Here is a 24787-nt window from a genome sequence, read left to right as displayed (position 1 = left end):
AGCGCGGGAACGGCGGCTCTCATCGTGGGGCTGCTGGCCGGCGGCGCACAGGGGGACCGCGGAGGCGGCGACCATGGCAAGGGCGGGCAGACCGCCAAGAACGTCATCCTCATCGTCGGCGACGGCATGAGCATCGCCGCGCGGGACGCCATCCGCCTGGCCACCGTCGGCCAGGACGGGCAGCTCGCGATGGACTCCCTCCGCTACGCCGGCTGGACGTACACCGACTCGGCGGACACCGAGGACGCCGTCACAGACTCGGCCGCGTCGGCCACCGCGTTCTCCACGGGCGTCCGCACCTACAACGGCGCCATCGGGGTCGACCTGGACGGCAACCCCGTCACGACCCTCCTCGAGGACGCGAAGGCACTGGGCAAGGCAACCGGGCTCGTCACGACCGCGCAGGTCACCGACGCCACACCCGGCTCGTTCGGCGCGCATGTCCCCGATCGGGGCGACCAGAGCGAGATCGCCCGGCAGTACATCGACGACTCCCGCCCCGACGTCATCCTCGGCGGCGGCGAGGACTGGTGGCTGCCCGTCGGCGAGGTCGGCGCCTACCCGGACGACCCCGCGGACAGCCCGCCCGAGGTCAGCAAGAGCACCATCGGGAACCTCATCACGCGCGCCCAGGAGACCGGGTACACGTACGTCAGCACCCCCGAGGAGCTCGCCGCCACCAAGGCGAAGCGCCTGCTCGGGCTGTTCGCCAACGAGGAGATGTTCCAGCAGGCCCCCGAGGGCGAGGGCGATGTCTACGACCCGGTGGTGCCGCTGCGGGACATGACACAGAAGGCGCTTGACGTGCTCTCCCGCGACCGGCAGGGCTTCTTCCTGCTCGTCGAGGAGGAGGGCATCGACGAGATGGAGCACAACAACAATGCGACCCTCACGCTCACGGCCGGCCAGGCCCTCGACGAGACGGTCGCGCTGATCACCGAGTTCGCGGCCAAGAACCGCAACACGCTCATCGTCGTGGTCGGCGACCACGAGACCGGCGGCCTCGCCATCGAGAATGTCGACCCCGACGACGAGTCCACCGACACCGGCAGCACCAGCCCCGACGTGCTGCAGTCCAGCGAGGACGGGCCGTTCCCCATCGCCGGGTCCGATCTGCAGTTCACCATCGACTGGACCACCGGCTCCCACACCGGCGCCGCGACCCCGCTGACAGCACAAGGCCCGTCGGCGGAGTTGCTGGCCCGGGCGCAGCACTCGACCCACGTGCACGACGTGATCCTCAAGGCCATGCGCGGCGGGCGGTAGCAGCCGCTCCGGAGGGCCGCGCGGCTGGCGACTCAGCCGCGCGGCCGCACCGGCTGCCGCAGCACCGTCCGCAACTTCGCGGGCTCGGTCTTGCGCGCGTCGGACAGGTAGACCTCGTGATGGCGGCCGTTGAAGTCGAGCCCATGCGTCGGCATGTACTCCTGATGCAACCGCTCGAGCGTCGGCGCCTCGTCGTCATAGGACCCGACGTGCAGGATCTGCACGCTGCGACCCTCGTCGTACCGCTCGAACCTCACCAGGTCCAGCGCCGGCAGCCCCTTCTTCTTCCGGGCTGTCGCCAGCGCCTCGTCGACCATCTCGACGGTGATCCAGTCCGGCTGGTGGATCATCATCGTCCAGTCCCACGCCGCCTTGTCGCGGGCGCGGAAGGCCGCGGGATCGTCGGCCGACCACAGCCCCTCCAGCGGGCCGACGGTGTGCACCGTCTCCACCTGCGCCTTCGCGACGGCGCGCACGGCGTAGGACGCGGTGTACAGCGCCTCGATCGCGTCCCGGTAGGCCTCGGAGGTGTTCGGGTCGCCATGCCCGTCGAGCATCAGGAACGCCATCTCCGGGACGTCCACCACGTGGAAGTCGCCGGGCTTCGGCGCGTAGAGCCCGGGGAGCGCCTTCTTGACGTCGTACGACTGCATGGAGACTCCTGACCGTGGGGCCACGCTGAGATCGGGACAAACCCGGATACCGTGCTGCCCTGAGCATCTGACGCCGAGGAGACCGAGATGCCGCAACGCCCCGACGGTACCGAGGGCGCCGAGCCCTTGCCCACGTTCCGCACCGGACGCGGACGCCGCGCGATGGACTCGGTGGTCGGGCTCCTCATCCGCCGAAGGCTCTTCCCGCGCTCCTACATGCTCACCACCACCGGTCGCCGCACCAGCCAACCGCTCACCCATCCGGTCACCCCTGTGGAACGCGACGGCCGCCGGTGGCTCGTGTCCCCGTACGGCCAGGTGTCGTGGGTGCACAACGCCCGGGCGTCCGGCCGCGTCACGTTGCAGCGCGGGGGCCGCACCGAGGACTGCGCCGTGCGCGAGCTCGGCCCCGACGAGGCTGCGCCAGTGCTCAAGGAGTACCTCGCGATCACCGGGCCGCCGCGCCGGTACTTCCGGGCCGACAAGAGCGACCCCGTCGAGGCCTTCGCCGCGGAGGCCGCCGAGCACCCGGTGTTCGAGATCGTGCCGATCGGGTAGCAGCGGGCGCGCGGAGAGGAGAACGCATTTCCCCGGTGAGCGCCCGTCTCTGCTCAACCACTTGGCGAGCGTGGGTGAGACGATCCCGGCATGACGAGCGGAGTGCGCATCCTCAGGTCCGACGCCCCCGAACGGTCGGTTCTTGAGCGCGACGGCTGGGTCGTGGCGGCCCGCTCGTGGGGCGCCCAGCTCGATGCGGCGGACTGCGACCGGGCGCGGTTGGGCGCCCTCGTGGCCCGAGCGACGCCCATCGGGCAGGTCCGTGCGCTGACCGCCGACGACGTGGCGATCATCCTGGCCCTCGACGCGGCCACGGCGAATGACTACCCGGGTCGTGAGGCGACGGCGCACGCGCCCCTCACCGCGTCACGGGCGACGGTCAGCCCGTCCCGCCGCGCCTACGGGATCGTCGATGCGGACGGCTCGCTCGCCGCGATGACCTTCGTCGACATCGAGCCCGAGCACGCCGAGGTGGACTTCACCGTCGTGGCGGCAAGGCGCCGCGGGCGCGGACTGTCGACCGCGGTCAAGGCGGCGTCCGTGCTCGACCTCCTCGACTGCGGCGTCACGGCCTTCCGCACCGGTGGCTCGTCGGAGAACTCCGCCATCCTCGCGGCGAACCGGGCCGTGGGCTTCGAGGTGGACGAGGAGTGGCTGACCCTCGCCCCGCCTGCTGCCCTACCCACGGCGGGCGCCTAGGCTCAGCCCAGGAACACCCGCAGCGCCTCGATCACGATGTCGGGCCGCTCGGAGTGCACCCAGTGGCCGGCGTCCTTGACGGTGAGCAGGCGGGCACGGGGGAACAGCGCGCGCATCGCAGGCACGCGCTCCGGCGTGACGTAGTCCGACCGCTCGCCCGCGATCCAGAGCACCGGGTGGTCGAAGGGGGCGCCGTCCCACGCGGGGAAGCCGGAGATGGCCGGCAGCTCACGCCGGAGCATCGAGAGGTTCGCCCGCCACGCCCACGCCCCCGTGTCGTCTCTGCGCAGGTTCTGCAGCAGGAAGCCCCGGACTGTCGGGTTGGGGATCGGGCCGGTGAGCGCGGCGTCCGCATCAGCCCGCGTGCCGAGGGTGGCGAGATCGAGCCCGGCGAGCGCGTCGAGCAGATGCGCGAACTCCCCTGTGCCGGCCGTCGCCACCGGTGAGACGTCGACCACCACGAGTCGATCCACCAGGTCCGGGTGCCGCAGCGCGAGCTGCATGGCCGTCTTGCCGCCCATCGAGTGCCCGACGACGTGCACGGGCTCGCCGCCGCTGCGCTCCCGGATGAGGGCCGCGACGGCGTCGGCCATGACCGTGTAGTCGAGCCGCTCGGTCCATTCCGACAGGCCGTGGTCCGGCAGGTCCACGAGGAGCGAGCGGAACTCGGGGCTGAGCGCCTTGGCGATGCCGGAGAAGTTCTTCCCCTGACCGAAGAGGCCGTGGAGGAACACGATGCCGGGACCGGTGCCGGGGACCTCGGTCGTGTGCAGCGAGGGAAGCGATCGAAGCTGGACAGGCGCCATGGTCCCAGCCTAGGCAGGCTGCGGCCTCTCCCCTCTCCCCCGGCCATCGCTGAGAACTGCGCCGTCATCGCGGCCAACCGCGCAGTGGGTGGCCTGCTCGCGGGCGCCCTTCCCGCTCAACGAGCCACGTCTGCGCTCTTGTGGGAACGTTTCGCCGATGAGCCGCACCCCTCTGCGCTCCGGGCGCCACGACCCCTTGTCCACGCGTGCCGCGACGAGAGCGCCTGGCCGCGCCGGCAGGCTGCTGCGTGCCGCCGCGGCGGCTGCCGCGACGGCGTCGGCTGTGCTCGCCCTAGGCCTGCTGGTCCGCGACCAGTGGGATCCGCTCGTGGGGTTCGACCAGGGCGCCGTGGCAGCGGCCACCTCGTTCGCCGCGGCCCGCCCGGCCCTGGTCGACGCGTTGCTCGCCTGGCAGTGGGCGTTCGAGGGACGTCGCCTCATCTTCCCGGTCGCCGCCGTGTGCCTGCTGGTCTGGTGGCGGACGGGGATGAGGACGCGGACCTGGTGGGCGCTCGGGACGATGCTCGCGGCGTGGGGGTTCGCGAACGTGGCGAAGGAGGTGGCGCGCCTGGCCCGGCCGGTGCTGGACGACCCGATCGCCCACGTCCCCGGCTACTCGTTCCCGTCGGGCCACGCCTCGACCACGGCCGCCTGGACGACGGCGCTCGTCGTGCTCATCTGGCCGCTCCTGCGCAACCGCTGGCAGAAGGCGGGAGCGGTTATCGGCGCCGCGTCGCTCACGGTGGCCACAGCGCTGGACCGGGTGATGCTCGGCGCCCACTACCCGTCCGACGTGTTCGCCGGCGCCGTCCTCGGCGTCGGGCTCGTCCTGGCGTCCTACCTCGGGTACCGGGGCTGGTCGCCGCCGCACGACACCGCACTGACGAATCCGACCGACCGATCGACGGAGGCAGCTCGATGAGGCTGGACCTGGACAGGTACGCGGGCGACCCCTCCATACCGACAGCCCGGCAGGTGCGGCACGACCTCGCGGTCCGGGTCGGTGTGCCCGCCGTCGTGCTGTGGCTGGCGGTGGTCGGGCTCGGGCTGCTGGTCACCGGCCCGCTGAGGGCGATCGGCGAGCGCGAGGTGGCGGTCAACGAGTGGTTCGTGGCCCAGCGCACCGACCTGCTCGACTCGCTCACGCACATCTGGAGCCCGATCGGCACCACGGAGACCGTCATCGGGATCTGCCTCGTGGCGGTCGGCGCCGTGTGGTGGCGCACCCGGCAGTGGTGGTACGCCGTCGTGCCCGCGATCGCCGTCGCCACGCAGGCCGCAGTGTTCCTGGTGGTGGCGCTCGTGGTCGGCAGGGAACGGCCAGCGGTGGAGCAACTGGACGTGGCGCCGCCGACGTCGAGCTTCCCGAGCGGGCACTCCGGCGCCGCGACGGCGCTCTACGTCACGCTCGCGATGATGGCGCAGCGCGTGGAACGCACCTGGCTGCGCGTCAGCGTGACGGTGATCCTGCTCGTGCTGCCGATGCTCGTCGTCTACTCCCGTCTCTACCGCGGGATGCACCACGTGAGCGACGTCATCGTCGGCGTGCTCAACGGGCTGGTGTGCGCGGTGCTGGCCTGGAACTACCTGCGCAGGTCGCAGCGCCCGGCAGACGACGCCACCGCTGTGCGCGCCGTCGAGCGCGCCCGATGACCCGGGTCGCCGTCGTCGCGAACCCCGCGAAGCTCGACGACCCGGAGTCGACTCGGCGCGTCGTCGACGGCGTGTTGGCGGACCACGGGCTGGAGCCCGCACTGTGGTTCGAAACGACCGCGGAGGACCCGGGCTGCGGGCAGACACGCGAGGCACTCGAGCAAGGCGCGGACCTGGTGTGCGCGATCGGCGGCGACGGCACCGTGCGCGCCGTCGGCGACGTGCTGGCAGGCGGCGACGTCCCGCTCGGGCTGCTGCCGGCCGGCACCGGCAACCTGCTCGCCCGCGCGCTGGACCTGCCCCTCACCAGCCTCGAGGACGCGCTCGGCATCGCGCTGGACGGCCGCACCCACCGGCTCGACGTCGGAGGGCTGCGCGTCGACGGGGCAGATGAGGAGCTGGTGTTCCTCGTCATGGCGGGCATGGGGCTCGACGCCGAGGCGATGGCCCACGCGGACGAGCGGCTCAAGGGCGCCGTCGGGTGGCCCGCCTACCTGGTGTCAGGCGCGCGGGCGGCGGTGCGCGGCGGCTTCACCGCCAACGTGCAGACCCGTGGCGGCCAGGCGATGACCCGCACAGTCCGTGCCGTCGTCATCGGGAACAGCGGCCGCCTGCAGGGCGGAGTCGAGCTCCTGCCAGAGGCCAGCCTCGACGACGGACTGCTCGACGTCGCGGTCGTCGCCCCGCGGGGACTCGCCGGCTGGATCCGCACCATCGCGACGGTCTTCTCATCCGGCCGGAGCCACGCGCACCTCGAACGGCGTCAGACGACGGACGTCCGGGTGTCCGCGCGCCACCCCACCGCGGTGCAGCTCGACGGCGACGCCCTCGGTGAGCACCGGGTGCTCACCTGCCGAGTCCGGCCCGGCGCGCTCCCGGTGCAGCTGCCCGCCGAACAAGACTGAGCCTCCCAGGGGCGACGGCCCGCACATGCCGTCTCCCCTCCTGCCCCGCTGCGACGTCAGCCCGGCGAGGCGGCCGTCGTGATCCCGGGCACGGGAACCGCGGTGAGGCGGCCCGTCAGGCTGCCGTCACCCAGCTGGCCGCTGCTGTTCTCACCCCAGGAGTGCAGGGACCCGTCGGTGAGCGCGAGCGCGTGCATCGCTCCCACGGCCACGGCGCCGACCCCGCTGAGCCCGGCGCTCACCGGGAGTGCGCTGTTGGCGTTCGTGCCGTCACCGAGCTGGCCGCGGCTGTTGCTGCCGAACGTCCAGACCGTGCCGTCCCGCAGGACCACCGCCGAGAAGTCCGAGCCTGCGGCGGCCGCTGCTGCCGCGTCGAGACCGACGACCCTGACCGGTGCGTGCCGCTGGGTGGTCGTGCCGTCCCCGAGCTGCCCGGCGTAGTTCTCACCCCAGCCGAAGACGTCGCCGGACTCGGTGATCGCCAGGCTGTGGGCCCCGCCGGCGGCCACGTACGCCACCCCGGAGAGGCCAGGGACGAGCCCCGCGGCAGGTCGGTTGTTCACGTTCGTGCCGTCGCCGAGCTGCCCGGCGTAGCCGGCGCCCCACGTCAGCACTGTGCCGTCGGACCGGAGCGCCAGCGAGTGGTACAGGCCACCCGCGACCGAGGTCACGGCGCCGGTCTCGGCCACCAGCACGGGGCTCGCGACCCGCGCGGACGGGCTCTGGCCGACCTGGCCGAAGGTGTTGTCGCCCCAGGCCCACACCGAGCCGTCGATCCCCACGGCGAGCGCGTGGAACCGGCCCGCGGCGATCGACGCCACGGGCGGCAGGCCCGCGACCTCCTTCGGCGTCGTCCGGCCCGTGGTGGTGCCGTCGCCGAGCTGGCCTTGGGAGTTGTCACCCCATGCCCACACGGAGCCGTCGGCGCGCAGCGCGAGAGAGAACATGCCGCCGGCGGCAACGGCCCTCACGTCGGCCAGCCCTGGGACCGTGACCGGCGTGGACGACGACGTCGTCGATCCGGTGCCGAGCTGACCGTTGCCCCCGCCACCCCAAGCCCGCACGGTGCCGTCGTCGAGCAGGGAGAGCGAGTGGGAGTCCCCGGTCGCGAGCGACGAGCTGATCGCCAGGCGCAGGGTCACCTGCTGGGTGCAGGTGGCCCGGTTGCCTGAGGCGTCGGTCGCTGTCCACGTGACGGCGGTCGTCCCCAGTCCGAAGGCCGGCGGGGCATCCGAGAGGATCTCGCTGACCGCGTCCACGACGTCCTCGGCTGTCGCGGCGCCCAGCACGGGCGCTGCGACGTACAGCGCGCTCAGGTCGTCGGGGCAAGTCAGGATCGGCGCGGTCGTGTCGACGACGGTGACCTCCTGGGTGGCCGTGGCCGAGTTGCCGGCCACATCCGTCGCCGTCCAGGTCACCGTCGTGCTGCCGAGCGGCAGCACCTCCGGCGCGTCCGAGACGAGGGACACGGCCGATGCCGGGTCCGTGTCGTCGCTGACCGACACACCTGGCAGGTCACCGGACCAGCCGCCACGCGTGTTGCCCTCGAGCTCCTGGGGAACGGTGGTGACCACCGGCGCGGTGACGTCGCCGACAACCTCGCAGAGCATCACGAGGTCGAGGTCCGTCACCGGCGGCGGGATGGTGAGCACGGCGCTCGTGGTCACCGGCGCGCCATCCGGGCCCGTGCACCCGTCCTTCTGCGCGGTCAGCCGGTAGAACCCGGCCACCACGTCCCAGCCGTAGTTGCCGTCCGATCCGGTGGTCATCGGATTCACACGGTTCGCCGGGGACATCAGGTCGCTGCCGTCCGGCACCACCGCGAACGGCCCGTCGGGCTCGTCGCTGCGCTCAAGCGTCACCGTCGCGCCCTCCACCGGCTGGCCGAGCTGGTTGACGACCGTGCCCGACGGGTCGATGTAGACGTCGAACACGATGTCCCGCGTGACGCCCGACGGGCACTCGAGGTGGATCCGCACCTGCGCGGCCCCGATGTTCGGGTAGAGCGGCGGGATGGTGGCCTCGAAGAGCGCCGGGCCCACTCCGCGCACGATGCCGGCCGCGCGGACCGGCGGCACGCCGTCCTCGCCCAGCACCTCGAACGTCCCCGAGCCGCCCAGGCACCCCGTGAAGCGCACGGTGGTCGCCTGGCGCCAGTTCAGCATGGGCATGTCACCGCTGCCCACGGTCGGGGAGATGGACACGCCGGGGGGCAGGCCGATCACCGTGGACAGCTCGATGTTGGCCTCGACCTGCTCGTTCTCCGGCACCGTCACCTCGACCGTGCGCGGACGCCCGTTGACCCCGACCGGCGGGTAGGCGGTCACCTTGTAATCCCCGGCGGGGATGCCGACGGCCGCGAACGAGCCGTCACTGCCCGTGCGGGTCTGGAACACGCACCGGCCGCCATCCTTCGGGCAGACCTGCAACGGCGCGCCAGCGACAGCGCGCCCCACATTCGTCACGTCGCCGATCACGCCCGTCGACGAGTTGCCCGCGCTGCCGTTAATGACCGGGTACACGTAGCGCCCGGGCGTGGCGAGCCCCACGTTGGAGTGGGACGACAGCGCGTGCGACCCGCCGTCCACCAGCGCCCGGGTCTGCAGCGAGCCGGGAAGCTGGAAGAAGGCGTTCGCGTCACCCGTGCCCGCCGAGAAGCCCGCGGCGACAGGGGTGCCGCCGAAGCCGCCGGACCCGCCCGAGGCGTCGCCTGTCTCCCACTGGACGCTGCCGTAGTTGAAGACGATGTCGAAGTCGCCCGCGCCGCGGTCGGCTCGGTCGACGAGGAGCAGCTGCGCCGACGCGAGCTTGTCGTAGTGCCCGGAGTAGTAGCCCACGTTGATCCAGTTCACGCAGAACGCCTGCCGGCCGTTGAACGTCGTCGTCCCGTAGCTGTACGTCACCGGGGCCGAGCCGGCGCCACGCGTGTCGATGTCGGCGAGGAACGGCGCGATGATCGGCGGAGTGTCCGCCGTGATCCTGAAGGGCGTGTAGGTGCCCAGCGAGTTGCGGAACGTCACGTTCCCGTTGTTGTTCACGTAGAGGTACGTGTACGTCGTCCCGAAGTAGTTCACGTCGAACGGCAGGTCCACCGCGCCCGTCGAGCTGTCATCGTTGGGCGGGAGGGTTGTCTGCGCGCAGCTGCCCGAAGTCACGAGCGCCCCGGTGTCGAAGGTGTAAGGCGTCGCGCATCCCCAGAACGGGCCCGTCGTGGGGCTGTCCGACTGTGTGCCGGTGACCCGGATGTAGACGATATTGCCGTGGCCGACGGCGATCTCAGTCCACTGCTTGCCGGTCGGCTTCCAGGAGGTGCCCGACACTGCCGCGGATGTGAAGAACGGCTTGGCTGACGGCCCGTCGGACACCTCCACCACGAACCGGTCGTTCTCGAAGTTGCCCCCGTTGCCGCGCGACCACGAGACCGTCGGCGGGCTGGACACGTCGGCGGCAGGGACCGTCACCTCGTAGGAGTTCGTCTGGCCCCCCGCACTCGCGTACGGCGCGACCTGAGCCGACGCGAGGAGGCACCCCAGATCAGCCACCTGGCTTTGTGTGATCCGGGCCGCGCCCGTCGCGGGACGCACATACGCCAGGAAGTCGCTGAGCCGGTCCGCGTCGGCGTCCTCGAGCAGCCGAGTCATCTGCAGCGGACCGAGAGCAGTGCCGTCGTTGTACTTGAAGCCGGAGTGGCCGTCGCGCTGGAGGTTGAACAGGACCGCAGCCACCACGACCTCGTTGTCCTCCCCCTGCCCACTCGCCCTGCCGTTCATCGCCACCGAGAAGCTGGGGTCGTTGGGGCTGATGACCCCACCGGTCGAGGTCCGGACCAGGTCGTCGTAATAGCCGTCTCCGACCCCCTTGATGGGGGGGTGCGCCGCGTACTGCCCGGCGCTGATCGAGTAGTAATCCCCGAACCCCTCGGACCACGCCAGTTTGCCGCCCACGTCCTTGCCCCGGCCGGGGTCGCCGCACACAGCCGTGGCGAGGTTGTCGCCGAAGCAGTGTGTGCCGCCCGGCCTCGCGGTCAGGCTGCGGTGCCGGTCGAACCAGTGCCCGTACTCGTGGGCGATGACGTCCCAGGCACTCCACTCCCATTCCCCGATGTGCAGCCCGTCCGCGTTGGCGAAGGCCCCGGTGTCGCCGCCGTCCGGGTAGGCCACCTTCACCTTCGGAACCCCACCCCCGGCCTGCTCGCCATAGAGATAGGCGCTCCACAGCGCGTCGTGGATGGCGAAGGCCGTCTGCGCGACGCCGTTGTGCCCGATGGTGATGTCAACCGTCTTGGTGGTTCCCGCGCCGATCGCACCCTCGAAGGTGACCGACTGGACGTAGTTCCGGAAGCCGAAGAAGATGCCGGGGTCGACGCCGACCTGACCGGCTTCGCTCGCCGCCACAAACCACAGCTGCCCGAGCTCGGCGAGCGAGGGGCCCACCTGGAACTCGTAGTAGCCGTTGTCGTCGGTGGACACAGTGGCCATCTCAAAGCCGAGCCGCAGCTCGACCGTGATGTGCCGAGCGGGATGCGTGTCGCCGTCCCAATCGGTCCAGCGTGCGTGGCCCCTCAGCACCCCGTCGGCACTCCGCGACCTCGACACTGTCTGGGTGACCGCGTCGGCCGGCGCCACGAACAACTCCTCCAGCGCCGCTTCACGAGATGCGGCCGTGTCGTTGTCGAGCACGATCGCGCTGGCCTGGGCGGCGATCGAAGACTCCCCGGTGGCCACGGACCCGTCGGCTGTTGGCTCAAGCCACAGCGACGACGAGCGCGAGGCCGTCACGTCCCCGATGTCGCGCGAGGCCGTCGCGGAGACCGCCCCGGCGCCTTGCCCACCGACGGTGAGGGGGACGACGACCTCGGCCACACCGTGCGCGTCGGTGACGACTGCCGTCTCCGCCCGTCCGGGCTCGACGTCACCCTGGCCCATGAACGCCACGTCGAACTCCGTGTCCGGCGGGCCGGCCAGCGTGAACACTGCGTCGCCGCCGCGATAGGCGGAGGAGATCTCCAGCGCGTCGTCGTCATCTCGGAGCGGCTCGGCGCCCTCGACCTCGACCGGCGGCGCCTCCTGCTGGGCCTCGGGTGACGCGGCCGTGGCCTGCTGCCCGGATGCCGGCGAAGCCGCAGTCACCTGCGCAGATCCCACGAGCAAGGCGGAGGCGATCGTCAACGCGACGACGACACGGTGAGTGCGACGGGACAGTGCCATGTGGTTCGTCCTCCGAGGTCAGGCCCGCTGGGCGAGACGAACCTAGGGCCGTCACCCGTCCGGAGTGCCGGACATGGTCTGACTTCACCCGATAGGCCGCAGATCTGACTTCACAGCCCCCGACGGCCATGCGGATGAATGCGGGGACGGCCGCGGCTGGAGGCGCGAACCTCTGCCATCGTGGCCTCATGCCACATCGGGCCCGTCTGCTCGTCGCCCTCGCAGCCGTCGTCCTGGTGACCGCCGGATGCGAGGCGGGCGACACGCCAGCCGACTCGCCGGACACGCCTTCCACCAGCGCGTCACCGGCGTGCAACCACACCCGCGACCCGGGCGAGGGCGGCCTCGGTCTCGGCGCCGGCTTCGACTACACGGAGTCGCACCACACCTTCGACACAGCCGCGCCGATCACCCTGTGCATGCGGATCTCGGGAGGCGCCGTCCGGATCACCGGCACCACGCCGCAGATCACCGTCGAACCGGAGACCCTCGACGGACCGGGGACGCAATTCGCCTTCTCCGTGACCGTGGAGCCCGGAGCGACGGGAGAACTCGCCGTCGAGCTCCTGAACGACGAAGGAGAGATCGGCGCGAGCTTCTCAGGGCCGAGCATCAGGACCGACGACACCGGCTGGGCGTTCGGGCCCTGGGGCGACGCAGCGTCTTGACCGCGTGCCGTTACGGCATCAGCTAGCCCGGAGCGTGCGCGCCTGACCGAGTCAACGGGCTGTCACTCGCAGCCGATCCCGTCGCCGTCGCGGTCCAGCTTCTTGCTATAGCCGGGCTGGCCCACCAAGATCGGGGCGGCTCCGGCCGCTCGGACGGCATCGCAGTTCTGGTAGAAGGTCGCGCCACCGCCCGTGGCGGGGGCGGGGGCGGGGGCCGGCGCCTGGCTGGTCGTGGGCTTCTTGGCGGCCGCCGCCCGAGCGGCCTCAGCCGCTGCGGCTTCCTTGGCCACGCGTGCGGCCTCGGCCTCCGCGGCCTCCTGGGCGGCGCGGGCAGCCTCTGCCGCGACGCGTTCTGCCTCGACCCGCTCTGCCTCGATCCGCTGCCCTTCCGCGGCGCGCACCTGCTGGACGCCGGTGGTGGTGCTGATGAGGCGCTCGTTCACGGTCGTCGTCCGGTCCCGCAATCCAGCGACCCAGCTCGACGGGTACTGCTTCGAGGCGTCAGCGTCGAGCAGCGCCGACAGCGCGGCGCCGGTCGTCGCCACCGCGGCGATCGCTGCGCCGTGCCGGTCGATCTCCTTGAGCCCGATGCCGACCGCCAGCGCACCGGCTGCCTCAGCAGCATCGGACTCGGCCTCCTCCAGTGCGGCGACCTGCGCGGCCACCGTGCACTCCGCCTCCGTGCCGAACAGGCCCGCCTCGGCGTCGATCGCCTCCTGCTGCGCCTCGGCCACTTCGTTGGCGATCGGCCCTGCGGCATCCGTCGCGACGAGTGCCAAGCCGAGCCGCGCCAACTCGGCGTTGACCAGCACGTCCTCCGCGTAGACCGCCACGACGTCCTCACCGTCACCGCGGTCCAGACGGATCGCGGTCCCGACGGGCAGCAGATCCGCCAGCGCTGAGGCCGACTCAGCGCTCAGGCACTCCTTCGCGGTCGGAGCCTCGATCCCCAGCAGGCGGACGGTGACCGGCTTATCGTCCTGCAACAGCTCCAGCGTGTTCCCGTCGACCACGGCAGCGACCTCGGCCGCGTTCGGGTCCGCCCCAGCGCCGCAGCCGGCCACGGTGGTCGCCACCAGAAGCCCAATCGCGACGGCGGCGAGCGAACGTTGGGGCAGGCGGCGAGGCGACATGCCCTGTCATCGGCGCGGCAGCGCTCTGCCTTGAGCAGGGGCAACCAGGCTGGCCCCGCCCAGGAGCACCCGCAGCGCCTCGATCACGATGTCCTCCAGCTCGGTGTGCACCCAGTGGCCGGTGCCTCAGGCGGTGAGCAGACGGGCACGGCGTAACAGAACACCGGTCGAGCAGGCAAGTGCCGAGGGTGGAGCCTCATGACCGGGCCGTGTTCATCCAGCGCTGCGCCTGGCACCATCGGCGCTATGACGTGGCGGCGGAGGAAGCGACAGCAATCCGGTGACATGCCCAGTGATGCAGAAACGGCCGATGTCATGCGTCGCCTGGCGGAGGAGTTCGTTACGACATCGGGCGCTCCGGACGTCCTCGACTTCACCGTCGAGTCGATCAAGGCGGCAGACCTTCTCGTGGACTCGATGCTGGAGGCGGACTCGGCGGACGCCATCGACGAGCGATTCGGGCTGAGCATGGGCGCTTACGTGGGCGAGGTCATCGTGCGGCAGGGCGCCAAAGCACGGTGGACTTACGACGTCGATCAGCGCGCTGCTGCTGTCCAGAGCCCGCAGTTCGCCGCCTTCCCGCACTTCAAGGTCTCGAAGAGGATGACTGTCGGTCCGGAGCACTCACTGGAGCAGTTCGTTCGGATCGCCCTCGAAGACCGGCTGCCGCCTGCGGCGCGCCTGATCACGTCGAAGGGAATCCGGCGAGGTTCCGGGGACTGAGAACGACGAAGGGCCCCACAGCCGCAGGATGCTGCGGGTGGGGCCCTTCGGCTGGCGGGGTGGTGACACAACTGCCTGACCTGCAACACGATCAGCCAGCGCGGGGCGGGCTCACACGGATCCGGTGCAAGCGCTCACACCGCAAGCGGGTGACCTGCGGAAACGCTCCCCGGTCGCCCAGCGCGAAGGCGGGCCGCCGAACGGAGACCGCGTGTCACGACGGTCGCCTCCGGGGCGACGACCGTGCTGATCGCGCACCGCTTCGCCACGGTCCGGATGGCGGACCACATCCTCGTGATCGACAAGGGCCGGATCATCGAGCAGGGCACCCACGAGGAGCTGCTGGAGCTCAGCGGACAATACGCTGCGATGTTCACCCTGCAGGCGCAGGGGTACCGCGACTAGGGGAGCGCGATGAGCACCGAAGGACGCACCGAGGCACCCGTCGGCTCAAACTGGCTGCGGACCCACCTCACCCCGGTCGGGGTGGACGGCGACGTTCCGTTGCTCGCACCACCGGGGTGCACCGTGGTCGCGGTCGGCGAGGCCACGCACGGGTCGCGCGAGTTCTTCGAGGTCCGCACCGCGCTGCTCCGCCGCATGGTCGAGGACCGCGGTTGCCGGGTCGTCGCGCTGGAGGCGAGTGCGGCGGCGACTGTGGACGTCGACGCAGCACTGCGGCGCGGTGCGCCGGACGACGCCCTCGCGGACGCGTTCGAGGGTCTCGGCTTCTGGACGTGGCATGTGCGCGAAATGCGCGAGCTGCTCGCGTGGGTGCGCGCGCGGAACGCGACGGCCGACCTCCACGACCAGGTGCGGGTCGTCGGGATCGACCCTCAGCTGCCGGGAGCCGCGCTCCGACGTCTACGCGTGACGGTGGACGGACCAGCATCGGCACCCCTGCGGGCGTCGCAGGTGAGTGTCCGTGCGCGGGACGGTCGCCTGCTGGGGCGGACGGATGCGCTGCGTGCGCTGCTCGACACCGTGACCGGTGCCCGCGACGGCACGGGCCAGGACACGGTCGACCGTGATCTCGCGCTGCTCGAGACCGGGCTGCGGTACGAGCTCGACGGTCCGCGGTCGGGCGTGCGGGGGCGCGACCTCATGGTGGTCCGCGACCAGGCGATGGCCGACGCCGTGCTCGCGGTCGCGGCGTCGGGTGCGCCCGTCCTGCTGCTGGCGCACAACGGGCACATCGCCGTCCACGGGCCGGACGCCCCGGTCGCGACGCTCGGCACGCACCTGCGGGCCGCGCTCGGCGATCGGTACTACGCGCTCGCGCAGCTCTTCGGGAGTGGCGAGTACCTCGCCAAGAGCACCCTCCTGACGCGCGTGCAGCGGTCGCCGCGTACCTGGTCGACCCGCCTCGACGACGGCCCGTCGCTGGTGGAGCGGGTCTTCGACGCAGCGGGGGAGCGGTTCGTCGTCGACCTCGCGGGCACGTCGGACGACCCGGACGCGGCGTGGCTGGACGAGGACCGCCTCCACCGGGCGCTCGGGGCCGTGGTCACGCCGGTGCTGCACCGGGTGTCGGCGCTCGAGGTGAACCTGCGGTCGGCGTACGACGGGGTCGTCTACCACCGGCGCGTCTCGCCGTCGACGTGGATCCCCCGACGTCGCGACCCCGCCGAGTGCTCCCGGCTGCCGCCGGCCGCCGGGAGTGCCCGATGAACGGTGGGCACTCGGCATCGAGTCGAACGCCCGCTCGCAGCGCACAGCGGCCGGACGGACCCAACGGGCGAGGTCAATCGGCGGTGGCGTCCCGAGGAGATCCCCCTCGCCGACGACGAGCCGCCCGCGGCGTTGAGCCCACCCGCCGCAGCCTGACCCCGGCGACAACCCAGCACCCTCGACCAGCCCACGGCCCCAGGCCGGTGGGTCCGTCGTCGGACCCGGGCACGGCCATCTGATCGAGCTGGCGCCGACACGCACCCGTCGTCCGGCCGCGAAGGACCCGAGCGAACGCCGCTGGAACGACAGAACCCCTCGCGGGACGCCCTTCCGGGCCCCGCGAGGGGTTCTGTCACTACAAGGCCCTGATCCGAGTCAGAGCCGGTGGCGGTAGCGGTGGGATTTGAACCCACGGTGGACTTTCACCCACACACGCTTTCGAGGCGTGCTCCTTAGGCCGCTCGGACACGCTACCTCGCCGAGAAGGGTACCTGGTCGGAGCCCATGGTCCGTAATCGAGTCCCCAGCGACGCCCAGCAGCGCCCCCGCCGCCAGCGTCCAGACCCGCGTCGTACCGTGGTCCGGTGACGATCTCGACGACGCTCCCCCGCCCGGCGGCCGGCTCGCTCGACGATGCGGTCGCCCTCCTCCGTGGCAAGCGGCTGACTGTGCTGACCGGCGCGGGCGTCTCGACGGACTCCGGCATCCCCGACTACCGCGGCCCCGACTCCCCGCCGCGCACCCCGATGACGTACCAGCAGTTCGTGGGCGACGAGGCGTTCCGCCGGCACTACTGGGCTCGCAACCACGTGGGTTGGCGGCACATGCACCGCACGGAGCCGAACGCTGGGCACCGCGCGCTGGCGGTGTTGGAGGCCCGCGGGGTGGTGAACGGCGTCATCACGCAGAACGTGGACCTGCTGCATGAGGAGGCGGGCTCGCGCACGGTGATCGACCTGCATGGCCGGTATGACCGGGTGGTGTGCTTGCGCTGTGGCACGGTGCGCCCGCGCGCGGAGGTCGCGGACCGCCTGGAGGCGTTGAACCCCGGCTTCGTGGAGTCGGTGGGCTCGGTGGCGGACATCGAGATCGCGCCCGACGCGGATGCGGTGATCGAGTCGACGGCGGACTTCCGGGTCGCGTCCTGCTGGGCTCCGGACCCCGACGGCGGCGCGGGCGAGTGCGGCGGGATGTTGAAGCCGGACATCGTCTACTTCGGGGAGAACGTCCCCCGGGAGCGGGTGGCGCGGGCCTTCGCGCTGGTGGACGACGCGCAGGCGCTGCTCGTCGCGGGCTCATCGTTGACGGTGTTGTCGGGCAGGCGTTTCGTGGTGCATGCCGCGCGCACGGGCAAGCCGGTGGTCATCGTCAACCAGGGCCCGACCCGCGGTGACGCGCTGGCGACACTGACGCTCGACGCGGGGACGTCCCCCACCCTGACTGCCCTCGCCCGAAGCCTGGAGGCCTAGGCCTAGGCCTCCGCCTCCGCCACACCCCGGTGCTCGGCGAAGAACGCCCGCAGCAGTTCCCCGCACTCCTCTTCCCGCACCCCGCCGATCACCTCGACGCGGTGGTTGAGCCGCCTGTCGCGCACCACGTCCCACTGCGACCCGCATGCCCCGGCCTTGGGGTCCCAGGCGCCCAGCACAAGTCGCGGGATGCGGGCCAGCACTGTGGCGCCCGCGCACATCAGGCACGGCTCCAGGGTGACCACGAGCGTGCAGTCGTCGAGCCGCCACCGGCCGAGCCGCTCGGAGGCGTCCCGCAGGGCTAGCACCTCGGCGTGTGCGGTGGGGTCCCCGGTGGCCTCACGCTGGTTGTGGCCGCGCCCGACGATGCCGCCGTCCGGCCCGATGACGACGGCCCCCACCGGAACGTCGCCGGTGGTGAGCGCGGCACGGGCCTCCGCGAGCGCTTCCGCCATGTCGCGTCCGTCACGTGGCAGGCCGATCATGCTGGTCATCCTCCCACCTGGGACCTGAGGCGGTGTCCACCTTGTGGGACAGGAGGTAGCGTGTGCGCCATGCGCCTGCACGTCGCCGACCACCCCCTCGTCGCCCACAAGCTCACCGTCCTGCGGGACGAGCGGACGGCGTCCCCGACGTTCCGGCTCCTCGTCGACGAGCTCGTGACCCTGCTCGCGTATGAGGCCACGCGTGACGTCCGCACGGAGCCGACGGTCATCCAGACGCCTGTCACGCAGACGACGGGCACCAAGCTCGCCGACCCGCGCCCGCTGGTGGTGCCGATCCTGCGCGCCGGGCTGGGGATGCTCGAGGGCATGACCCGCCTGCTGCCCACCGCCGAGGTCGGCTTCCTGGGCATGCAGCGCGACGAGGAGACCCTCGAGGCGATCACCTACGCGAACCGGCTCCCGGACGACCTGTCGGGCCGCCAGTGCTTCCTGCTGGACCCGATGCTGGCCACGGGCGCCACGCTCGTCGCCGCGATCGACTTCCTGTTCGAGCGGGGCGCCCGGGACGTGACAGCCGTCTGCCTGCTCGCCGCGCCTGAGGGCCTGAAGGTCCTCGAGGACGCTGTCGGCGATCGGGGCGACCTCACGGTGGTCGTGGCATCGGTGGATGAGCGACTGAACGAGAACGCGTACATCGTCCCGGGCCTGGGCGACGCGGGCGACCGCCTCTACGGCGTCGTCTGACCCGTTCCACCCGGCGGCTCGGGCCGCCCCGCCACCTCTCAGCGGCGCCTCGGCGCGCCTCCTGAGAGTTCTCACTCGGTGAGATCTCGGGCATTCCCCCTTGGGCATCTCCGGATCACCTGACACGATCAAGTCGTGAACTCCGCGCTGCCCATCCTCGTCGCCGTCTCGGCGCACGACCTCGCGCGCCTGTGCCCCACGTGCTGTCGGTCCTGACCCGCGTCAGCCCATCGACCACCACCTGCCTGCCCCGCACGGGGCGGGACCGCACACCGGAGGCCCGTATGACCCTCCCCGCCAAGAAGCGCGCGCCTGAGGCGCGCCCCCGCGCCGGCTTCGTCCTGTACGTCGGCCTGCGGGACGATGACGACGCCGCCACCGACTCCCCCGCCGGCGCCGCCGTGTTCGGCACCGCCGAGCTCACCGAGATCGCCGAGACGCTGCGGGATTTGGCCCGCGACCTGCTGCCGACCGCCGAGACGTTCACCGCGCTGTCCCTCGTGCCAGGCGGCTCCGGCCCCGACGACGTGCAGAGCCTGCGGCACCGGCTCACGCACCTGCGCCTCCTCGAGGCGCCACCGACTGTCCTCGGCGGCTCGGGGGACGCCCGCTGAGGACACGCGCTGCCGGACCCCGACTGGTCTGGGGGGACCCACGGCGGTCCGGCAGCGCACCCCGTCGTCCGCACGCCCAGGCGCCGCCCGTGCGCGGGTGACATATCGGACCTAACGTGGGCCCATGCGCATCGTTATCGCCGGGGGCCATGGCAAGGTGGCCCGTCGCCTGTCCCGCGCACTGGTGGCGAACGGCGACACGCCCATCGCGATCGTGCGCAACCCCGATCACGTCGCCGACGTGAAGAGCGACGGGGCAGGCGCACTGCTGCTCGACCTCGAGAAGGTCGACCCCAGCGCCCTGCCGGGAGCACTCTCCGGGGCGGACGCGGTCGTCTTCGCGGCAGGAGCCGGCCCGGGCAGCGGGGTCGCGCGCAAGGACACCGTCGACCGCGCCGCCGCGGAGGCCCTCGCAGACGCGGCCTCCCATGCGGGCGTCCACCGCTACATCCTGCTGTCCTCGATGGGCGCTGGGACCGAGCCGCCCGAGGGATCGTCGGACGTGTTCGCCGCCTACCTGCGCGCCAAGACCGCCAGCGAGCGCTACCTGAACGGCCATGAGCTGGACTGGACCATCCTGCGTCCGGGGCGCCTCACCGACGACCCGGGCACGGGGCGTGTCCGCCTCGACACGGTGGTGCCGCCCGGCTCGGTGCCGCGCGACGACGTGGCAGCGGTGCTGGTCGCGCTGCTGCATGAGCCACGCGCCTCTGGCCTGACGCTCGAGCTGGTCTCTGGGGACGTCCCCGTCGAGGCCGCGGTGGCTGCCGCGACCGAGCTGGAGGACTAACCAGCCCGAGGACTGGCCGTCAGCCCGTCCGGGTCTGGACCGTGAGGGCGCCGATCAGGTACCCGTCGCCGGTGGTGGTCGCCGTCAGCGTGCTGAGGGGCTGAGTCAGCAGCACGTCCTGGAACGGCTTGGCGTCCACGCCCATCGAGTTCGCGCCGCTCCAGCCGACCGCAGTCGAGTCGAAGGCGTTCGCCGCTGATCCGGTGGCGACGAGGGCGGCGCCCGTCCACCGCCACGGGGTGAGCGCGGCGCCGTTGAGCAGCAGGGCGTCGCCGCTGGTCCCCCGGTCGCCCTCCCAGGCCACCACGCCGATCCGCGCCGTCGACCCCGGCTCGGCGGCGAAGGTGAACGTCGGCGCTGCGGCCTTCTGGGCGCCGACCCACGCGCCGCCGTCGTAGACGGTCACGTCACCCGCGCCCGGCTCGGCGTAGACGACGACGAGCGACCAGCCGGCGTAGTACGTCGGGGACAGGTCGAGGCGGGGCGACGCGATGGCAATGTCCGCCACAGACCACAGGCCCGGGCCGGCGGCCTTGACCTGCTCCGTCACGTCGGCGAAGGACTGGTAGTAGACCCGGCGGCCATCATCCTGCGCCTCGATCAGCACCTCGCCGGTGAGGCTCCGGTACGAGCCCTCCCCTGGGCCGCGCAACTGCACGGACGTCGGGTCGCCGGTGAGCGGGTCGATCGGGCCACGGTTGGCCGACCAGTAGAGCCCAGCGAAGGCGATCTCGCGTCCTGCGGGGATGTCCAGTCGCGTGGTGGACGACACCCGGCTGCCGCCAGCCGCGTTGAGCGGGACCATTGTGTACCCGTTGTTGTCGAGCGCCGTCCCGAGCCCTGCGCCGGCACGCGCGCATGCGGAGGAGGGCAGGGGCAGGGCGGTGCCTGGGGCGCCCCAGCAGGCGAGCAGCGGGGCGCCCACCTGCGTGGCGGTCCACCCCCCGGCCCGGCTGAACCGCGGCGACAGCCCCCCGGAGGCGACCTTGGCGGGTGTGCTCGCCGCCACCTCCGCGCCGGTTCCCCCGGTGAGCCGCACGGTCACCTGGCCGGAGCCCGCCGCGACGGCCTTCGCGCCGATCACCACGGGCTGCTCCTGCCCGGGCGCCGCCGTGCCGAGCTCGCACCGCAACTCCGTCGCGCTGACGGCCGTGCACTCCCCTCGGCTGTCATCCGACGCCGTCAGGTCCGCGGCCACGTGACGGGGCAGCGTGATCTGCGCGACCACACCCTGCGCCGGGTGGTTTCCGGAGTTGACGACGGTGAACGTCACTCGGCCCGCGCGCCCGTCCACGAGCTGGGCCGTCGGAGCGGCGCCGAAGCCCAGTCGCGAGCCGCGCACCACGACGCCGACATCCGCCTGCCCGCTGAGCGCGCCCGACGCCGACGCCCTGACCTGCACGGCGCCGCCCAGCGATCCCGGCACAGCCTCGGGCGCCGAACGCACAGCCAGCGTCAACGGGGTCTCCGCACCCGGCGCGATGCCGGTGCGGGCGCACAGCAGCGTGGCGGCGGCCTCTGGCGAGCACGCCCATCCCGGGCCGGCGCCGCCGGGCGTCGCCGCCCAGTCCACACCCGCCGGGCGGGCGACCCGCACCTCGACGGAGCGCGCCCGCACGTCGCCATCGTTCACCACGGTCACCAGAAACGGCAGGTCCTGGCCCCCCACGACGTCGAGCGACTCGGGCGCGCGCACCTCCAACCGTGCCTGACGCTGCACCAGCACCGGCGCCTGCAGCCGCATCGGCGCCATCTCGTCACCCGTGACCTCGATCGACAGGGCTGCGTCCGCGGTCCCGAGCGCGGACTCGTCCACCACGACCCGGAGCGTGAGGACGGCCATCGACCCGGCGGCCAGTCGGTCGAGTGCGCACTCGGCGGACCCGCTGCTGGCCGATGCGACGCAGACCCACTGGCTGGCGCCACCGAGGGCGAACCGCTTGGCCACGGCGAACGGTGATGCCTGCGCCATGCGGCTGGACGGCGCCGCGAGCTGGACCGTGGACGAGGCGAGGACAACGCCCGGGGGAAGCTCGACTTCGGCGCGCAGCCCGGTCGCGGCCACGCCGCCGGTGTTCTCGATCTCGACGCTGACGACCTGCTCGGCTCCGTCGGCGACCAGCACCACGGGGCCGGCTGTCGCCGGGAGGGCGATCTGCGCTGGCAAGAACGTCGGCTCCGGCGTCGGCTCCGGCGTTGGGGTCGGCGTTGGGGTCGGTGTCCGCGTCGGCGTGGGTGTCGGCTCTGCGGTCGCCTCCGCGCTCGGCGCAACCGACGGCTCATCCGTGGGGCCGGTGGTCGGCACATCAGTGGGGGGCGCGGCTGTGGGAGGCCCGGCGGTGGGAGACACGGCAGCGGGCGGCGCAGCAGTGGGCTGCACGACAGGGGCTGAGGAGATAATATACTTTGGGACTAACTATTTGAAATAGCAACGGGCGGTAGAAGCACACATCGACGCGCGTAATATCGTCGGCAGCGTCAGATGTGTATAAGAGGCGGGCGTGGGTGACGGGTCCGGCGCCACTGGCGGCTCGTCACGGGGGGCGGGGTCAGTCGGTGACGCCGGCACGGTCGTCGACGTCTCCGCGACCGTGGGCTCCTGCGTGGAGGTCACCGCCACGTCGGACGCGCTGTTGGGCGGCGCCTCGGACGAGAAGGCCCCGAGCACTCCGGCGGCCGCGACCGCCGCGACGACCACCACCGAGGCGGCGATCCCGATGACCGCCAGCGGGAGCGACGCGAGCATCGCGCCGATCCCTGCCGCGCTGGCGGCGGTCCCACCGGCAACTGCCGCTCCGCCGCCTATCGCCGTGGCCCCGACGCCCGACGCCGAGGCGGACGCCGTGCCCGTCGCGGCGGTGCCCGTGGTCGCCGTGCCCGACGTCGTCGTCGAGCCAGCACTGGCGGAGGAGCCCGCGCCAGCTGCGGTGGCGGGGGTCAGACCGAGGGCCGCGAACCCGGCGGCGAGGCCGCCGCCGACGGGCAGTGGCTGCGCAAGCGCCCCGAGCCCGAGGGCGCCGAGCACCAGCGGGGCGATGACCGCCCGCATGCCGTGGTTGACGTCGCCGAGTTCGAGGAGCAGTGCCCGGCACTCGCCGCAACCCTCGAGGTGCTGGTCGACCTGGGCGGTCTCGCGGGCGGCGAGCCCACCGCGCACGTAGGCGCCGAGCTTGCCAGCGACGGTGCGGCACCCGGAGTCGAGCGGCTCCAGCAGGTGCTGCTGGAGGTAGGCCTGGCGCAGGCCCTCGCGAGCACGGTAGGCGAGGGCGGCGACGCCGTTCGCGGAGAGCCCGAGCAGGGGCCCGATCTTCGCGGGGCTGAGGGACTCGACCTCGGTGTACCAGAGCACGGCCTGCCACCGCTCGGGCAGCGTGCTGTAGGCCCGGCCGACCACTCCCCGCTCGAAGTCGGCCAGGGCCGGCGCCTCAGTGGACGACTCAGGCTCGAGCGCAGCCTCGAGCACCTGGACGTCGTCGGTGGGCTGGGTGCGGTTGCCGGCCTGGACGCGCTGCAGGCCGAGCCGTCGGGCGGTGGTGAAGATGTAGGCGCGGAACGCGACGTCCGGCCCGCCGCCGTCCTTGAGGATCGCGAACACCTTGGTGAACGCCTCGGCGACGACGTCCTCGGCGTCTGCGGCCGAGTTGGTGTACTGCCGGGCGACAGCCCAGGTGGCGCCCGCATGCCGCTCGTACAAGAGGCCGAAGGCCGCGGCGTCTCCCTCGCGGGCAGCGCTGATGAGCTCGGCGTCACCGCGGGCTATGCCCTCGGACCGCGTCGCGCCCATCGCTCGCCGAACCCCCTCATCACCCGGGCGGAGGACCGCCGTGGGCCCCGTCGCCCTGACGCGCACCGTCGCTGGTGCGCCATCTGGGGGTCAGCCTTGCACAGTTGGGCGTATCGGTGGGAAACCGCCCGAACGCGTTCACCGCTTCCGCGTCATGGATCCGAGGTCGGCCCCTCTCACCTGGTATGACGCACACCCACCCCCGCGGCGCGCCCGCCGCGGGTCCAGCGCTGCGCGAGATGTGGCGTGGGCGGAGCGCTGCGACGGCATGGCGTCGGCCGTCAGACTGGTACCACCCGGCGGTCGACGGCCTGATCGCGGCGGTGGTGGCCGATGACGCCCCCGAGGCCGCGTCGGCGCGGCTGGGCGCCGCTCGCTCCGCTGCCGGGGTGGGCATCGCGGAGGCGATCGATGACCTGGGGTGCTTCTACCGGTGCGTCGACGGCCAGGAGCCGCCGCTCGGGATGATCCGCGCGCTGTGTGAGGGCTGGGCTGACGAGCAGGCGTCGGGCATCGCGTTGGGATCATGCCTCGACCCGACGTCGGGCCTCCCGACCCGCGACTACCTGGCGACGCGCCTGGTCGAGACGTATGCGGCGGGCCGGCGGGCGGGCATCCCCGCGCAGGAGTCGCATGTGCTGCTCGTGCTGGACGCGACCACACCGGATCCGGCGCCGTGGTCGCAGGTCGCGCGATCGGCGGCCGTCGGATCGGCGCTGCGCGACGAGTTCGGCGACGGCCAGCCCTTGGCCGCGTGCGGACCAGGCGTGTTCGTGGTGCTCGTCGACCGAGTGCTCCTCGACGATGCCGGAGAGGCCGCAGCCGACGGCCCGTCACCGCTCGACCGGGTGGTGACGAGCACGCTCGCCCATGTGGCGCGTCAGGCGATGCAACTCGACGTGCAGGACTTGGTGCGGCATCCGCCGACGATGCGCGTGGAGCTGCTGCCCGACTCCTATGAGGACGCGGTGCAGCTGCTGGTGAACCTCACCCGTTAA

At 72.3% G+C, this 24787-nt stretch carries 22 protein-coding genes and 1 tRNA gene; 15 read left to right on the top strand and 8 right to left on the bottom strand.

Translation table 11 applies throughout. The features are described 5' to 3' along the window. The first annotated feature begins 24 nt into the window (after positions 1-24). On the top strand, positions 25-1266 hold the full coding sequence (locus BN3788_RS07775) for an alkaline phosphatase (protein WP_234346535.1): 1242 nt from the start codon (positions 25-27) through the stop codon (positions 1264-1266). A gap of 32 nt (positions 1267-1298) precedes the next feature. Here BN3788_RS07775 and BN3788_RS07770 read toward each other — a convergent pair whose 3' ends face one another. Beyond that, a complete protein-coding gene (locus BN3788_RS07770) occupies positions 1299-1919 on the bottom strand; it encodes a GyrI-like domain-containing protein (protein ID WP_066583964.1) in 621 nt (206 codons plus the stop codon). An 87-nt stretch (positions 1920-2006) separates the two neighbouring features. Between BN3788_RS07770 and BN3788_RS07765 the strand changes: the two genes are divergently transcribed. Both BN3788_RS07765 and BN3788_RS07760 read left to right on the top strand, forming a co-directional pair. Next, positions 2007-2477, top strand: a complete 471-nt coding sequence (locus BN3788_RS07765) for a nitroreductase family deazaflavin-dependent oxidoreductase (RefSeq protein WP_066583961.1) — start codon at positions 2007-2009, stop codon at positions 2475-2477. Positions 2478-2567: 90 nt separating this feature from the next. Next, positions 2568-3176, top strand: a complete 609-nt coding sequence (locus tag BN3788_RS07760) for an acetyltransferase (RefSeq protein ID WP_066583959.1) — start codon at positions 2568-2570, stop codon at positions 3174-3176. A gap of 2 nt (positions 3177-3178) precedes the next feature. Here the strand turns inward: BN3788_RS07760 and BN3788_RS07755 are convergent, their stop codons facing one another. Continuing rightward, positions 3179-3982 carry an alpha/beta fold hydrolase gene (locus BN3788_RS07755; RefSeq protein WP_066583955.1) on the bottom strand — a complete coding sequence of 268 codons (804 nt, stop codon included), beginning with the start codon at positions 3980-3982 and terminating at the stop codon, positions 3179-3181. A gap of 157 nt (positions 3983-4139) precedes the next feature. Between BN3788_RS07755 and BN3788_RS07750 the strand changes: the two genes are divergently transcribed. From BN3788_RS07750 to BN3788_RS07740, 3 genes are read left to right on the top strand one after another with little or no spacing between them, the layout of a single operon-like run. Then, positions 4140-4904 carry a phosphatase PAP2 family protein gene (locus BN3788_RS07750; RefSeq protein WP_066583953.1) on the top strand — a complete coding sequence of 255 codons (765 nt, stop codon included), beginning with the start codon at positions 4140-4142 and terminating at the stop codon, positions 4902-4904. Further along, a complete protein-coding gene (locus BN3788_RS07745) occupies positions 4901-5635 on the top strand; it encodes a phosphatase PAP2 family protein (RefSeq protein WP_066583951.1) in 735 nt (244 codons plus the stop codon). Before BN3788_RS07750 ends, BN3788_RS07745 begins: the two co-directional genes overlap by 4 nt. Next, entirely contained in the window at positions 5632-6540 is a 909-nt protein-coding gene (locus BN3788_RS07740) for a diacylglycerol/lipid kinase family protein (RefSeq protein WP_066583947.1), read from the top strand. The genes BN3788_RS07745 and BN3788_RS07740 overlap by 4 nt, the downstream gene beginning before the upstream one ends. A 56-nt stretch (positions 6541-6596) precedes the next feature. On the opposite strand, the gene BN3788_RS07735 is transcribed toward BN3788_RS07740, so the two are convergent. Then, positions 6597-11747, bottom strand: coding sequence for an RCC1 domain-containing protein (locus tag BN3788_RS07735; protein ID WP_066583946.1), 5151 nt, complete (start codon positions 11745-11747; stop codon positions 6597-6599). A 188-nt stretch (positions 11748-11935) separates the two neighbouring features. Between BN3788_RS07735 and BN3788_RS07730 the strand changes: the two genes are divergently transcribed. Continuing rightward, positions 11936-12415, top strand: coding sequence for a hypothetical protein (locus tag BN3788_RS07730; RefSeq protein WP_066583932.1), 480 nt, complete (start codon positions 11936-11938; stop codon positions 12413-12415). 62 nt (positions 12416-12477) lie between these two features. Here BN3788_RS07730 and BN3788_RS19475 read toward each other — a convergent pair whose 3' ends face one another. Continuing rightward, a complete protein-coding gene (locus BN3788_RS19475) occupies positions 12478-13491 on the bottom strand; it encodes a thermonuclease family protein (protein ID WP_234346534.1) in 1014 nt (337 codons plus the stop codon). 342 nt (positions 13492-13833) lie between these two features. On the opposite strand from BN3788_RS19475, the gene BN3788_RS07720 reads away from it, so the two are divergent. The 3 genes from BN3788_RS07720 (at position 13834) to BN3788_RS07715 (ending at position 15942) form a co-directional block, all read left to right on the top strand. Further along, a complete protein-coding gene (locus tag BN3788_RS07720; RefSeq protein ID WP_066583926.1) occupies positions 13834-14271 on the top strand; it encodes a hypothetical protein in 438 nt (145 codons plus the stop codon). Positions 14272-14514: 243 nt separating this feature from the next. After that, entirely contained in the window at positions 14515-14676 is a 162-nt protein-coding gene (locus BN3788_RS19250; RefSeq protein WP_159066874.1) for a hypothetical protein, read from the top strand. A 9-nt stretch (positions 14677-14685) separates the two neighbouring features. Then, entirely contained in the window at positions 14686-15942 is a 1257-nt protein-coding gene (locus BN3788_RS07715; RefSeq protein WP_066583924.1) for an erythromycin esterase family protein, read from the top strand. A gap of 385 nt (positions 15943-16327) precedes the next feature. On the opposite strand, the gene BN3788_RS07710 is transcribed toward BN3788_RS07715, so the two are convergent. Continuing rightward, a tRNA-Ser gene (locus BN3788_RS07710) sits at positions 16328-16417 on the bottom strand. A 115-nt stretch (positions 16418-16532) separates the two neighbouring features. On the opposite strand from BN3788_RS07710, the gene BN3788_RS07705 reads away from it, so the two are divergent. Then, positions 16533-17411 carry a Sir2 family NAD-dependent protein deacetylase gene (locus BN3788_RS07705; protein ID WP_066584418.1) on the top strand — a complete coding sequence of 293 codons (879 nt, stop codon included), beginning with the start codon at positions 16533-16535 and terminating at the stop codon, positions 17409-17411. A 2-nt stretch (positions 17412-17413) separates the two neighbouring features. Here the strand turns inward: BN3788_RS07705 and tadA are convergent, their stop codons facing one another. Then, the gene (gene tadA, locus BN3788_RS07700; protein ID WP_066583920.1) at positions 17414-17905 is read right to left on the bottom strand and encodes a tRNA adenosine(34) deaminase TadA; all 492 of its coding nucleotides are present in this window, start codon (positions 17903-17905) and stop codon (positions 17414-17416) included. A 60-nt stretch (positions 17906-17965) separates the two neighbouring features. Between tadA and upp the strand changes: the two genes are divergently transcribed. The 3 genes from upp (at position 17966) to BN3788_RS07685 (ending at position 20005) form a co-directional block, all read left to right on the top strand. Continuing rightward, positions 17966-18601, top strand: coding sequence for a uracil phosphoribosyltransferase (gene upp, locus BN3788_RS07695; protein ID WP_066583917.1), 636 nt, complete (start codon positions 17966-17968; stop codon positions 18599-18601). Between the two features lie 284 nt (positions 18602-18885). After that, a complete protein-coding gene (locus BN3788_RS07690) occupies positions 18886-19215 on the top strand; it encodes a hypothetical protein (RefSeq protein WP_066583914.1) in 330 nt (109 codons plus the stop codon). A gap of 124 nt (positions 19216-19339) precedes the next feature. After that, the gene (locus BN3788_RS07685; RefSeq protein WP_066583913.1) at positions 19340-20005 is read left to right on the top strand and encodes an SDR family oxidoreductase; all 666 of its coding nucleotides are present in this window, start codon (positions 19340-19342) and stop codon (positions 20003-20005) included. A gap of 19 nt (positions 20006-20024) precedes the next feature. Here BN3788_RS07685 and BN3788_RS07680 read toward each other — a convergent pair whose 3' ends face one another. Together BN3788_RS07680 and BN3788_RS07675 are read right to left on the bottom strand one after the other, a co-directional pair. Next, on the bottom strand, positions 20025-22172 hold the full coding sequence (locus BN3788_RS07680) for a COG1361 family protein (protein WP_159066873.1): 2148 nt from the start codon (positions 22170-22172) through the stop codon (positions 20025-20027). A 249-nt stretch (positions 22173-22421) separates the two neighbouring features. After that, on the bottom strand, positions 22422-23789 hold the full coding sequence (locus BN3788_RS07675) for a sigma-70 family RNA polymerase sigma factor (protein ID WP_066583909.1): 1368 nt from the start codon (positions 23787-23789) through the stop codon (positions 22422-22424). 185 nt (positions 23790-23974) lie between these two features. Here BN3788_RS07675 and BN3788_RS07670 point away from each other — a divergent pair, with 185 nt between their 5' ends. Further along, positions 23975-24787, top strand: coding sequence for a hypothetical protein (locus BN3788_RS07670; protein WP_066583907.1), 813 nt, complete (start codon positions 23975-23977; stop codon positions 24785-24787).

The organism is Cellulomonas timonensis, assembly GCF_900046455.1.
GTDB lineage: Bacteria > Actinomycetota > Actinomycetes > Actinomycetales > Cellulomonadaceae > Cellulomonas_A > Cellulomonas_A timonensis.
Note: the sequence above shows the minus strand (reverse complement) of the source record. Positions and strands in the feature narration are given on the sequence as shown.

Coding starts and splice junctions, on each gene's coding strand:
- BN3788_RS07685 (WP_066583913.1), top strand. CDS start 19,340: ATGCGCATCGTTATCGCCGGGGGCCATGGCAAGGTGGCCCGTCGCCTG.
- BN3788_RS07715 (WP_066583924.1), top strand. CDS start 14,686: ATGAGCACCGAAGGACGCACCGAGGCACCCGTCGGCTCAAACTGGCTG.
- BN3788_RS07750 (WP_066583953.1), top strand. CDS start 4,140: ATGAGCCGCACCCCTCTGCGCTCCGGGCGCCACGACCCCTTGTCCACG.
- BN3788_RS07745 (WP_066583951.1), top strand. CDS start 4,901: ATGAGGCTGGACCTGGACAGGTACGCGGGCGACCCCTCCATACCGACA.
- tadA (WP_066583920.1), bottom strand. CDS start 17,905: ATGACCAGCATGATCGGCCTGCCACGTGACGGACGCGACATGGCGGAA.
- BN3788_RS07690 (WP_066583914.1), top strand. CDS start 18,886: ATGACCCTCCCCGCCAAGAAGCGCGCGCCTGAGGCGCGCCCCCGCGCC.
- BN3788_RS07735 (WP_066583946.1), bottom strand. CDS start 11,747: ATGGCACTGTCCCGTCGCACTCACCGTGTCGTCGTCGCGTTGACGATC.
- BN3788_RS07755 (WP_066583955.1), bottom strand. CDS start 3,982: ATGGCGCCTGTCCAGCTTCGATCGCTTCCCTCGCTGCACACGACCGAG.
- BN3788_RS07730 (WP_066583932.1), top strand. CDS start 11,936: ATGCCACATCGGGCCCGTCTGCTCGTCGCCCTCGCAGCCGTCGTCCTG.
- BN3788_RS07675 (WP_066583909.1), bottom strand. CDS start 23,789: ATGGGCGCGACGCGGTCCGAGGGCATAGCCCGCGGTGACGCCGAGCTC.
- upp (WP_066583917.1), top strand. CDS start 17,966: ATGCGCCTGCACGTCGCCGACCACCCCCTCGTCGCCCACAAGCTCACC.
- BN3788_RS07760 (WP_066583959.1), top strand. CDS start 2,568: ATGACGAGCGGAGTGCGCATCCTCAGGTCCGACGCCCCCGAACGGTCG.
- BN3788_RS07720 (WP_066583926.1), top strand. CDS start 13,834: ATGCCCAGTGATGCAGAAACGGCCGATGTCATGCGTCGCCTGGCGGAG.
- BN3788_RS07765 (WP_066583961.1), top strand. CDS start 2,007: ATGCCGCAACGCCCCGACGGTACCGAGGGCGCCGAGCCCTTGCCCACG.
- BN3788_RS07770 (WP_066583964.1), bottom strand. CDS start 1,919: ATGCAGTCGTACGACGTCAAGAAGGCGCTCCCCGGGCTCTACGCGCCG.
- BN3788_RS07740 (WP_066583947.1), top strand. CDS start 5,632: ATGACCCGGGTCGCCGTCGTCGCGAACCCCGCGAAGCTCGACGACCCG.
- BN3788_RS07670 (WP_066583907.1), top strand. CDS start 23,975: ATGACGCACACCCACCCCCGCGGCGCGCCCGCCGCGGGTCCAGCGCTG.